A 12,800-nucleotide genomic window follows, 5' to 3' on the forward strand; every position below is an offset into this window, starting at 1 on the left:
ATATGAAATATAACAGTACCCGTGATAAAAATAATCGAATCAGTGCTGCTCAAACTATTATTAAGGGAATAGCCGAAGACGGCGGTTTGTTTGTCCCCGAAAAAATTCCTCAAACAGATAATGCTTTTTTGTCCGAAATGCTTACCTGTTCTTACCAGGAACGTGCTTTTAAAATTCTGTCATTGTATTTGACGGATTACACTGATGAAGAAATAAAAGAATGTATCAAAAAAGCTTACACGGATCAAAAATTTGATGATGAATCGATCGCACCGCTTATCAAATTGTCAGATGAACAATATATTCTTGAGCTTTGGCACGGTCCGACAAGTGCCTTTAAAGATATGGCACTGCAGCTGCTGCCTCAGCTAATGTCTACAGCGCTGCAAAAAACAAAACAAAAAAATGACGTTGCAATTCTGGTAGCGACCTCTGGTGATACAGGGAAAGCTGCTTTGGAAGGTTTTCGTGATGTTGAAAAAATAAAAATCATTGTTTTTTATCCTCAGCAGGGTGTAAGCGATATACAACGCCGCCAGATGATAACTCAAAAAGGTGCCAATGTTGATGTAATTGCTATAGAAGGTAATTTTGACGATGCCCAATCAGGATTAAAAAAGATTTTCAATGATAAAGTATTTAATAAAGAACTGGCAGAAAAAGGCTATGAATTATCTTCAGCCAACTCAATAAATTGGGGACGGCTTTTGCCTCAAATTGTTTATTATTTCAGTGCATATTGTGATCTTGTCAATAAAAAGGTTATAAGACCTGGTGATAAGGTTGATTTTACTGTGCCTACCGGAAACTTCGGTGACATTTTGGCTGGTTATTATGCAAGGAAAATGGGACTGCCTATTAATAAGCTTATTTGCGCATCTAATACCAATAATGTTTTGACAGATTTTTTTGCGACGGGCACTTATAATAAAAATCGTAAATTTTTCAAAACTATTTCTCCGTCTATGGATATATTGATTTCCAGTAATTTAGAGCGTCTTTTATATCATGTTACCGAAGATGACCGTAAAATAGATGAATGGATGAATAAGCTCAGTGCAAACGGTCATTATACAATAGACAGCAGTTACTTATCACAGCTTCAGGAAATATTTATTGCTGACTGGGTAGATGAAAAAGAGACCTTAGCCACTATCAGGATTCTTCATGACACATATGGTTATACCGCCGATCCGCATACAGCAGTTGCTTGGCAGGCTGCTCAAAATTATAGGGAAACTGCCGATTACAAAAAAATACCTATGGTCGTTTTATCTACAGCAAGTCCTTATAAATTCAATGACAGTGTTTTGGCTGCGCTTGGTATTGATATAGGTGATGCAGATGAATTTACTCAGCTTGATATTCTTAAAAAGTATAATAAATCCGCTATTCCTGCGGGATTATCTTCATTAAAAACAGCTTCCATACTTCATAAAAAAATTTGCGCAAAGGAAAACATGGCTGTAGAAATAAGAAATTGTTTAAAATAGTACAGTATTTTCTTTTGATTAATATTCTATAGCAGATTCAATACGAAAAACAGACGCTTGATTTTCATATTAGCGCCTGTTTTTCGTATGTGACATATAAATAGATTAATACATCTTATCCTAAAGATAACAAGAAAAACAAATAAATTTCTTTAAAAATATAGAATAAAAAACTCAGTCCGCCGATAAATGGAAAATACATATGGGATATAGACAAAATTAATTTATGTGGTTAAACTATATAATAGTGTCGTGAGTAAAATATAATATTGCATCATTACAAGCATATATTGTAAAATAATTATTAATGCACTGTAAAATAATTGTTAATAATACGTATTTTCAGTGTAAAAACAATATTTATTGGTGCAACTTGGGAGGAAGTTTATGTTTCTTGTAAAAAAGAACACGGAATTTTATGATCTGTTCGTGCGAAGTGCTGAGTATTTTCATGAGGGTGCTCTGATTATCAATGAAGTAATGACTGATTACAGCAGTGCCGAAGAAAAGATGAAAACAATAACTGACTTAGAACATGCCGCGGATGATATCAATGATAAAATCATTGATAAGCTCAATCACACTTTTATTACTCCGATAGACAGAGAAGATATTTACGCTATTGCCAATGGTCTTGATGATGGCGTAGATTTTTTACAAGGAACCCTGCAGCGTGCTATCATGTACCGAATTGATGCCATACGTCCTACTGCATTGCAGATGTCGCAGCTTCTGATCGAAGCGACAATAGATATTGCAGAAGTTTTCAAATTGCTGCACAGACTGCAGCATAATGAGAAAAAAATTCTGGAATATACCGCAAGAATATCCAAGATAGAAAGTGCGGGAGATAAGCTTTACCGGGAGGAAGTCGCCCAGTTATTCGCTACCGTTAAAGATCCCATAGAGATAATAAAATGGAAGGATATTCTCGAATATCTGGAAAATACTCTTGACCACTGCGAATCGATAGGTGATATGATAAGAGGCGTGGTAATGAAATATGCATGAATTCCAGATATTGATTATACTTATTATTCTTCTGGCACTAATGTTTGATTTTATAAATGGTTTTCATGATACGGCAAATGCTATTGCCACGTCTGTTTCTACAAGAGCAATAAGTCCTCGTGCAGCAATAATAATGGCAGCTTTTCTTAACTTCTGCGGTGCCATGTATAGTACCGGTGTCGCCCACACGATAGGCGGCGACATAGTGAAATCGGCTGAACACGTTAATGAACTCATTTTGATTGCCGCTCTTGGCGGCGCTATTTTCTGGAATATTCTGACCTGGTGGTTTGCTTTGCCAAGCAGTTCATCACATGCACTTGTCGGCGGTATAATAGGCGCAGTATTAGTATCGGCCGGCAGCAGCGGTCTTAATTATTTTGGTATAGAAAAAATAGTACTTTCCTTGATTTTGTCACCGGTTATAGCTGCCATTACCGGTTGTGCGGTCATGACACTTTTGTTTATAATATTCGGCAGGTGTAAACCTTCCTCAATAAATAATAAATTCAAGAAAATGCAGATTTTTTCTGCGGCTATGATGGCATTTTCTCATGGGTCCAATGACGCGCAAAAATCAATGGGTATTATTACACTCGCTCTTTTAAGTGCGGGATACATACAGGTGTTTGATGTACCAACTTTTGTAAAAATTATGGCAGCTGTAGCTATGGCCTGCGGCACGGCTGTGGGTGGCTGGAAGATAATAAAGACAGTGGGCGGCAAGATATTTAAACTTGAACCTATCAGCGGCTTTGCTGCGGATTTGAATTCGTCAATTATAATTTTTTCTGCTACATTGATGGCTTTACCGGTGAGCACCACGCACGTTGTTTCAGGCTCCATAATGGGTGTTGGGACCGCAAAAAGGGTCAAGGCCGTGCGCTGGGGAGTTGCCAAGCAAATGTTCATAGCATGGGTTTTGACTATCCCCTCTACAGCTGCTGTCGCTGCAATTATTTACAAATTATTGAAATTATTTTTTTAAAAAAACATATTATTGTGATAAAAGTCTAAAAAGGTAAGTATTTGCGCTGATTTAGGCTTTTATTTATTATGAAAAGGAGCTGAAAGCAGTGTCTGCAAAACATATCAACAGCCGAATACGCCGGATAATAGACAGTATAAATAACAATTATATACTTCCCATAACGGCCGTAAAGATAAATAATACATTAAAAGATCTTCAGTCAGATATTAAGGATTACAGAACTCTGGAGCTGGTAGATATGAATTGTACAGAAGGAATAGCAATCTATAGGCGCAGCGTGCTTTTTCTTTTGATGGCAGCACTGAAAAAGATAGAGCCAAACGCTGAAGTGACAGTGGAGCATTCTATGAATAACGGTATATATTGCAGAATACTGCCCGTTTCTCTCGTCACAGCTCAAAACATAGAAAAATTATCCGCAAAAATGCAGGAAATGATTGATCAAAACTTACCTATAGTCAAGAAATCATTAAGAAAAAAGGAAGCCATTCGTTTCTTTAAAAATAATAAGCAGGATGCGAAAGCTGCCTTAATAAAATCGTTAAAACAAGATTTCGTGAGTATTTATTGCTGCGACGACTATTATGATTATTTGTATGGACCGATGCTGCCTGAAACAAGTGAATTAAAGCTCTTCGCTATAGATTGTTATTTGTCTGGTATAGTGGTCCGCACACCAGAGCTTTCCAGTCCGTGCGAGCTGCCGCCAAAACAAAATCAGGAAAAACTTTCTGCTCTTTTAGCAGAAGCTGGTAATTGGGCTGGTATACTGCATTGCGATTATGTCAATGAACTTAACAGTTATATAAAAAACCAGCATGCCGGTGAATTGATACGCATATCTGAAGCACTTCAAGAAAAAAAAATAGCCTATATAGCTGACATAATAGCCAAAAGCACTAAAAAAAGACGTGTTATTTTCATTGCAGGTCCTTCTTCTTCGGGGAAAACGACCTTTGCGCAACGCCTGCGCATACAGCTTTTGGTCAATGGGATGCGTCCTGTTTCTCTTTCAATGGACGATTACTTCCATGATCGCGAGCATACACCCTTCACCGAAAAAGGTGAATATGACTTTGAATCATTCGGAGCAATAGACAGTGACCTTCTCAATGAACAAATTCTGGCGCTCTTGGCAGGAAAAGAAATTGAAGTACCTAAATATAATTTCATCACGGGGAAAAAAGAATGGCCTGGACGCAGATTTTCTCTCTTAACTGATCAGCCTATTATAATTGAGGGCATACATGGCCTAAATCCAAATTTGACTAAATCTCTTCCTGAGGATAAAATATATAAAATCTACATAAGTGCTTTGACGCAGCTGGGGATAGACAGTCATAACAATATCCCGACTACGGTGGCCCGGCTTATACGCCGTATTGTCCGTGATTACCAATTTCGTGGATCATCCGCATTAAAGACAATCAAACAGTGGCCGGAGGTGCGTGCCGGAGAAGAAAAAAATATTTTCCCATATCAGGAAAATGCAGATATTATGTTTAATTCCGCACTTATTTATGAACTTGCCGTATTAAAAAAATATGCATATCCGCTGCTGGAAAAAATAAGCGATGAGGTTCCCGAATACAGTATGTCCAGAGAACTGCTGAATTTTTTAAGTTTTTTCCGTGATATCCGCACTGAAGATGATATTCCTAATAATTCCATTTTACGGGAATTTATCGGCAGATCATGCTTTTTTTAAACAGCAATACAACAGCTTATTCAGGAGGTCTGATTTTGGAAATTGATATTAGTCGGAAAGTAGGTCTCACTATAAAATTTGCGTTGCCGGCAGTGATTTTTATTGCTGTCCTGCTGAATATATGCATATGGCTGTATGGTCAGCATAATGCGTATATTGAATTTTACGACGCACGTGTCGTAGGAACATTTTTACAAACGAAAACGCTCACTGACGGCACACTGGAAAAATTACTGGTAAAAGACGGGGAAGATATTACCACAGGACAAGCTATGGCACAGATACGTCCAAATGTAACACAAAAGGACATTGATAATCTGCAGCAAGCCGTTGATCAGGCACAGCAGCAGTATGATAATATGGTCAGCCTGAGTAAGCAGGGCTCAACGCGGACAATAACACAACCGGCTGTATCAGGTACTTCTAATGTCGATGATGGTTCATACCAGGCAGCACTGGCTAATGAAAGCAAAATGAAGAATCTTTACGATCTCGGCGCTGTGAGCAGAGCCGAATATGACAATGCAGCCGCGGCTGTTGAATCAGCCAGAGCAGCTATGGCACCACGACCTTCAGTGCCCGCGTCCAGCAGTGTAATTACCACGCCCAGCGGTGTTACACAGGAAGATCTGCAGATGTCCCAGACAAGATTAAATCAAGCGAAAATGGCGCTTGACGAAGCACAAAAGAATACCGGGCTGACAGAATTACATGCGTCAGCCAGCGGAACCGCGTATTATACAGATGCACAAGAAGGTGCCGCTGTTAGTGCAGGACAAAATATTTTAAATATCGCTACATCAAATTATCTATGGCTGGAGATAAAAACCACAGAACAGCAGGCCGTGAAATTACAGGAAGGTTCATATGCTGAATGTAAAATCAACGGAGAAAGCATTGGCGGCACTGTTGCCCAGATAATTCCGCCAGCCGCCGATGAAAAGGAATATACAGTAAAAATATTTATCCCTTCAGATAAAATGGGGGGCATAAGTCCGAACATGCTTGCCACAGTGAAAATACCAATAAAAAAATAGTGAAGAATGACAGCAGGTGAATTTATTTGCTACTAAAAAGACTGGAAGCGTATGGCTTCAAATCATTTGCCGACAGAATAGAAATTGAATTTGACAAAGGCATTACGGCTGTGGTTGGTCCGAACGGAAGCGGTAAAAGCAACATAACAGATGCTGTAAGGTGGGTGCTTGGGGAGCAGAATATACGCAGTCTCCGCGGCAGCAAGGCAGAAGATATAATATTTGCCGGAAGTTCATCAAGAAAACCTTCTGGCGTTGCTCAGGTATCTTTGACATTTGATAACGAAGACGGTAGGCTGGCCCTTGACTTCCAGGAAATAACCATTTCCCGCCGGCTTTTCCGCACCGGTGAAAGCGAATTTTATATCAATAAATCCCGCTGCCGACTGAAAGATATATATAACTTGTTCGCTGATACAGGTCTTGGAAAAGATTCTATAAGCGTCATCAGTCAGAATAAAGTAGATGAAGTACTTAACGCCAAACCGGAAGATCGGCGGCTTTTATTTGAAGAATGCGCCGGCATCACAAAATATCGCGATCGAAAAAAAGAATCTGTAAAAAAACTGGAAAACACACAGCAAAACGTCTTACGCATAAATGACATCATAACAGAAATAGAAAAACAGCTCGAACCGCTGTCTCTTGAAGCCGAAAGGACCGTGCGCTACAATGAATTAAAAAGTAAAAACGATACTTATCAGCTGTCATATATTCTATGCAGTTATGAAAAATTTTCCAGTGATGAGAAAAACTGTACAGAACAATTTGAATTATTACAGCAAAAGCAATCGAATATGCAGGCAGCTATGGATGTGTTGGAAGCAGAAAGTTCTTCTCTTGAGGAAAATATTGCATCACTAGAAAAAAACATGAATGATGCCGAATTTCACAATCGCAAACTCACAGAGGAAATTAACCGCAACCGCAGTAAATGCACTGTTCTTGAGGAACGAATAAAACAGAACAGTCATTCTCTGTCCGGATTGAAAGCTTCTATGGAAAATATGCATACACAAAAAAGAGAAGCTGAAGAAAAGCTGGCAGTCTTAAAAAACGCTCTTGAAATAACAGCCAAAAACAAAGTGCTTACTCAAAAAGCTCTTTTTTCTACAAATGCATCTGTAAAAAGTATAGAAGAAAAAATATATTCCAAAGAAAATTCTCTGCGGAAATACAGGCTCCAGCTCGAAGAAAACAGGCGCCGTTTCGAAGAACAGGAGCATCGGCTGACACTCCTGCGCCACGATCTGACAGAAAAAGAAAAAGTGCTTAAGGAAAAAAAGCACAATACCTTAAAATTAAACGATGATCAAAAGCTGATTTCTGAAAAGCTCGAATATGTTTATAAAGAATTATCCGTGCTTAAATCATGCAGCAAGGACATCGAAGCAAAAACAGTATCTTTGCAAAAAGAGAAAGAAACGGCTCAAGGGAAATTGCGTTCCGCAGAGGAACACAGCAAAGATTTATCACAAAATATCAACAGGATCGAAGAGCGCATAAAAATTCTTGGCAACATGCAAAAAGCATATGAAGGCTTCGGCAACGGCGCAAAAAAAATACTGACAGCTGTTGATCATTTGTGGCATGAAGGGATATGCGGACCTGTGGCTGAACTGATCAGCGTTGATCAGCCATATATTACCGCAATACAAATTGCTTTAGGCAGCAATATTCAAAATATAGTCACGGATGATACAGATACTGCCAAAAAGGCCATAGAATTTTTAAAAAGGCTAAAATTAGGACGTGTTACATTTCTGCCCGTTTCTGTCATAAAACCGCACAAAAATATACGTGAAAATCTGTTTGACTGTCCCGGTTTTATAGATTATGCCGACAAACTGGTCAAAACAGATAAGAAATATGGCGGCATCATAGAAAATCTTTTGGGCCGCACGATCATTGTTGATAATATTGATCATGCATTGGCTTTAGCAAAAAGGAAAAATTATTCTTCCCGCATAGTCACTATTGAAGGTGAAATAATTCATGCCGGCGGTGCCATGTCCGGCGGCAGTTTTAGAAAAGAGCTAAGTTTTCTGAATCGAAGTGAAGAAATAAAGCAGCTTATTGCTAAAAATGAAGTTACTGTAAGTGAGCTTCTTTTAGCCAAAACAAATTTGACACAACTGATGGCACAATTATCTTTAATTGAAAACAAAATAGAAAAAAATCACAAACAAACCCAGCAGTATAAGTTAACTTGTGCGGAAAAGGACGCAACAGCAGCACATTTGCGCACGGATATTGACAAACTGAAGCTGACTCTGAAAGAAACCGCTGCAGCGGCTGACAGATTAGAAAATGAGATAAATTCACTGAAACTGCTCTGTGAGACAGAGTCCGCTCACAACATTGGAGAAAAAAATAATACCAACGATACAGCTTACTTCGAAAAACTGGAGCAGGAAATTGCGGAATACAAGACAAAACAAAAAAAATTGCAAATGCTGCTGCTCGAACAAACTTCATCATTTGCTTCTCTGGAGCAAACTTTAAAAGGCAGCAGAGAAAAAATTGATTTGATCGAACAGGAATCTAAACGCTGTGATATATCATTGAAAAATAATCTTGCTGAACAGACAGATCATCAGACAACAATTGACGAAAGTGTCCGAGAATTACAGGAACTGCAATTGTCAAGCAAAAACTTACAGCAGCTTCATTTTTCAGGCCGGCAGGAATACGATAAAATATATAAAATGCTTATGGATACCCGTGTAAAAAATAAAGAATTGGCAGATAAACGCAAAAAAAATGCAGGAGAGATGGCTTCCGTACAGGAAATTATCCACCAGGCTGATTTAAAACTAACCAAAATCTCTTTCGAATTGAGCCAATGCGAAAAAAAATTACAGGAAGAATATCAATTGTCGCCTCAGGCTGCGTTAACACATAAAGCAGATATACCGGAAGATGTGTTGCTGAAAGAAATAAAAAGGCTGCAAAATGAATTGGTGGATATGGGTGCTGTAAATCCTAATGCTGTGAAGGAATATGATGCCTTATACGAACGCTGCAAATTTATGAAAACGCAGCTTGAAGATCTTTTGGCAGCAAAAATAAACCTGCAAAGAATAATTGATCAAATGGATCTGACCATGACTAAACAGTTTAAGGAAGCTTTTACACTGATAGGGGAATACTTTGATGATATTTTCGAAAAACTGTTTGGCGGAGGCAAGGCCAGATTGTTGCTGACTGCGCCTGACGATGTTCTTTCATCCGGTGTAGAGATAGTAGTGCAGTCACCTGGCAAAAAAACACAGAATCTTGCTCTGCTTTCTGGCGGTGAAAGGACACTTACTGTCATAGCGCTATTATTTTCCTTTCTGCAATACAGTCCAGCCCCTTTTTCGGTACTCGATGAAATAGACGCACCTCTTGATGAAGCAAATATAAGGCGGTTTGGGGCTTTCCTGAGAGATTACGCGGCAAAGACACAGTTTATTATCGTTACACACCGCCGAGGCACTATGGAAGCCGCTGATGTCATGTATGGCGTTACTATAGAAGATGCGGGTATCTCTAAAATAATTTCCGTAAAAATGGAAGAAGGAGAAAATGAATAAATGGGATTTTTTAATAAATTGAAAAGCAGCCTGACAAAAACACGGAAATCTTTTACTGAAAAAATTGAACAATTGGTTATCGGATATGCTGATATAAATGATGAGTGCCTTGATGAATTGGAGGAAATACTTATTTCCGCCGATGTCGGTGTTCATACGACAATGAAGCTTATGGATGATGTCCGTTCTGGTATAAAAAAGAAAGAAATAAATTCTCCTCAGGATCTGCATCCTTTTTTGATAAAGCATATAAGCACCATTCTTTCTTCAGGAGAAAATAGCCCTGCAGCTGCGCTGACAGGACCCACGGTTATTCTTGTTATTGGCGTAAACGGAGTGGGAAAAACTACTACCATAGGAAAGCTTGCCAAGTATTACAAAAATGAAAATAAATCTGTAATTTTGGCGGCAGCTGACACTTTTCGTGCTGCGGCGATCGATCAGCTGCAAATATGGGGCAAACGTGCCAATGTAGATGTGATAGCACATGGAGAGGGAGCAGACCCTGCCGCCGTTGTTTTTGATGCTGTAAAGGCAGCCATATCACGGCAAACAGATATTCTTATTATTGATACGGCCGGTCGGCTTCATACCAAAACAAATCTTATGGATGAACTTAATAAAATGTATCGAGTCATCAAGCGTGAAATACCGGCAGCGCCGCACGAAACACTTCTTGTTCTTGATGCCACAACAGGGCAAAATGCCATACATCAGGCAGAGCTTTTCACAAAAGCTGCCCCTATATCAGGCGTCATCTTAACCAAACTTGATGGTACTGCAAAGGGCGGAGTTGTTGTGGGGATAAAGGAAGCACTGTCTATGCCTGTAAAATGGATTGGCGTAGGTGAAGGTGAGGATGATCTCCAACCCTTCAATGCAGAAGAGTTTGCTGCGGCACTATTTGAAAAGTGACACATATTAAAGAAGGCTCGCCGGAAATTTTCCGGCGAGCCTTCTTTAATATGTCATCAAGCTTCATCATCGGTAATGGCTTTCGTTCCCTGAGTACCGGTACGGATACGCATAGCATTATCAATAGTATAAACAAAAATTTTACCGTCACCAACCTGATCAGTACACAACACCTTTTGCGATACAGACAGTATCTGCTCTACAGGCACATCACAGACTACCGTTTCCAGCTTTATTTTGGGCACCAAATTTATAGAATATTCTCTTCCTCTGTAAACTTCCTTATGCCCTTTTTGCAATCCGCAGCCATAAACCTGGCTTACTGTCATTCCTTCTACACCAATGCTGTTCAAGGCACTCTTTAATTCTTCCAGTTTGTTGGCACGAGTGATAATCTCTATCTTTGTCATTTTAGACATTTGTTTTCCCTCCTAAAATTATAATTTTATATTTGTTTACTATTATAAAACAAAATCAGAAGCTTTGCAGAAAAAATTATAATTTAATCTATCTTAGTAAGGTCACTTTGAATGCCGAGAGATTCACCGGTCATGATGGACTGTGAATAAGCACGTTCACCATGTTCCACGATATCAATACCCGATACTTCTTCCGCTTCATCTGCTCTGAACGGAGTAATCGCATTGACAATTTTATATAGTATAAATGTACCGATACTGCCCAAAAGATAAGCCACAATTATAGATATAATCTGTGCCGTCAAAAGATTACCGTCACCATAAAACAGACCATTGGCACCGGCCGGATTAACTGCCGTAGTAGCCCATAAACCTGTTGCAATCGCTCCCCAGGTACCGCCTATGCCATGTACACCAAAAGCATCCAACGAATCATCGTAACCAAGTTTTGCTTTTAATACTGCCACAGCAAAGTAACATACAATACCTGCAATAAGACCTATGATTACAGCAGGCATCGGTGCGACAAAACCTGCCGCCGGTGTAATGGCCACCAGACCGGCTATACATCCGGATGCAGCACCCAGAATTGTCGGTTTTCCATTCTGAATCCATTCACAGACTACCCATGATATGGTAGCCATAGCTGCCGCAGCTTGTGTAGCTACAAATGCGCTGGCAGCCAATTCATTTGCACCCAGTGCACTGCCTGCATTAAAGCCGAACCACCCGAACCAAAGAAGTGCAGCGCCCAAAACAGTCATGGGTAAATGATGCGGCAAGATTGGCAGTTTCCCATAACCGCGTCTTTTACCTATCAAAATACAAAGTGTTAATCCTGATACCCCTGACAAAATATGAATTACAAGGCCGCCGGCAAAATCCAGCGCACCCAGTTCAAAAAGTTTACCGCCGCCCCAAACCATATGAGCCATCGGATTGTATATAAAAATAGCCCATAAGAGCATAAATAAAGCATAAGCTTTAAATTTTACTCTTTCAGCGAATGCTCCTGTAATAAGAGCAGGCGTGATAACCGCAAACATACATTGGAAGATGATAAAAGCCAATTCAGGAATAGATGTGCCCGTCCAGATTTGACCGGCCGTTCCTGCCAGACCTATTTTATCAAGAGATCCTATTATACCAGGAATTACTCCAGTCGCATCATCGCCGAATGCCATCGTGTAGCCCAGTATAATCCATTCTACGGATATAAGTCCTACAATAAAGAAGCTGTGCATAATTGTAGTCAACACATTTTTACTTCTTACCATACCGCCATAAAAGAAGCCGAGACCAGGTGTCATAATGAAAACCAATGCGGCACTGACAAGCACCCATGCCGTGTCTCCGCTGTCAAGCTTAGGAGCCTCTTCAGTGGCTGCAAAAGCTATCGGTGTTGTCATTAACAGCAACATAAATGTTGATAAAAACACAGACCAGAGTTTTTTCATATAAATCTTTCCTTCCTTTTTCTATTGCAATAAGAGCATGGTACAACATTAATATTTTCCAGAATTATGATACCTTTGTCATATGCTGCACCATAAATGTCCTTTTGCAAAAACATCCTATACAACAAAAAAAGCACAGCCCCCATAACAGATATTTTCTGTTATATAGGCTGCGCTGCCTTCATGTATGA

9 protein-coding genes are annotated in these 12,800 nt (G+C 39.5%); 7 read left to right on the forward strand and 2 right to left on the reverse strand.

Annotation, left to right across the window (positions count from 1 at the left end; translation table 11 throughout):
* Window positions 1-2 precede the first annotated feature (2 nt).
* The 7 genes from thrC to ftsY all read left to right on the forward strand — a co-directional run bounded on the left by thrC (window position 3) and on the right by ftsY (window position 10,733).
* Window positions 3-1,493 (forward strand): threonine synthase, encoded by a 1,491-nt coding sequence (gene thrC / locus I6758_RS03700; RefSeq protein WP_196603859.1) that lies wholly within the window; start codon window positions 3-5, stop codon window positions 1,491-1,493.
* Between the two features lie 387 nt (window positions 1,494-1,880).
* On the forward strand, window positions 1,881-2,504 hold the full coding sequence (locus I6758_RS03705) for a DUF47 domain-containing protein (RefSeq protein WP_196603860.1): 624 nt from the start codon (window positions 1,881-1,883) through the stop codon (window positions 2,502-2,504).
* Entirely contained in the window at window positions 2,497-3,492 is a 996-nt protein-coding gene (locus I6758_RS03710) for an inorganic phosphate transporter (RefSeq protein ID WP_196603861.1), read from the forward strand. The genes I6758_RS03705 and I6758_RS03710 overlap by 8 nt, the downstream gene beginning before the upstream one ends.
* An 88-nt stretch (window positions 3,493-3,580) precedes the next feature.
* Window positions 3,581-5,203, forward strand: coding sequence for a nucleoside kinase (locus tag I6758_RS03715; protein WP_330998018.1), 1,623 nt, complete (start codon window positions 3,581-3,583; stop codon window positions 5,201-5,203).
* Window positions 5,204-5,238: 35 nt separating this feature from the next.
* A complete protein-coding gene (locus I6758_RS03720) occupies window positions 5,239-6,240 on the forward strand; it encodes an HlyD family secretion protein (RefSeq protein WP_196603862.1) in 1,002 nt (333 codons plus the stop codon).
* 26 nt (window positions 6,241-6,266) lie between these two features.
* Window positions 6,267-9,818 (forward strand): chromosome segregation protein SMC, encoded by a 3,552-nt coding sequence (gene smc, locus I6758_RS03725; RefSeq protein ID WP_196603863.1) that lies wholly within the window; start codon window positions 6,267-6,269, stop codon window positions 9,816-9,818.
* Window positions 9,819-10,733: a signal recognition particle-docking protein FtsY gene (ftsY, locus tag I6758_RS03730; protein WP_196603864.1), complete on the forward strand. Its 915-nt coding sequence runs from the start codon at window positions 9,819-9,821 to the stop codon at window positions 10,731-10,733.
* Between the two features lie 56 nt (window positions 10,734-10,789).
* Here ftsY and I6758_RS03735 read toward each other — a convergent pair whose 3' ends face one another.
* Together I6758_RS03735 and I6758_RS03740 are read right to left on the reverse strand one after the other, a co-directional pair.
* A complete protein-coding gene (locus I6758_RS03735) occupies window positions 10,790-11,152 on the reverse strand; it encodes a P-II family nitrogen regulator (protein WP_196603865.1) in 363 nt (120 codons plus the stop codon).
* A gap of 83 nt (window positions 11,153-11,235) precedes the next feature.
* Window positions 11,236-12,609 (reverse strand): ammonium transporter, encoded by a 1,374-nt coding sequence (locus I6758_RS03740; RefSeq protein WP_196603866.1) that lies wholly within the window; start codon window positions 12,607-12,609, stop codon window positions 11,236-11,238.
* Window positions 12,610-12,800 lie beyond the last annotated feature (191 nt).

The sequence above is a fragment of the Pectinatus haikarae genome, assembly GCF_015732185.1.
Taxonomy (GTDB): Bacteria; Bacillota; Negativicutes; order Selenomonadales; family Selenomonadaceae; genus Pectinatus; species Pectinatus haikarae.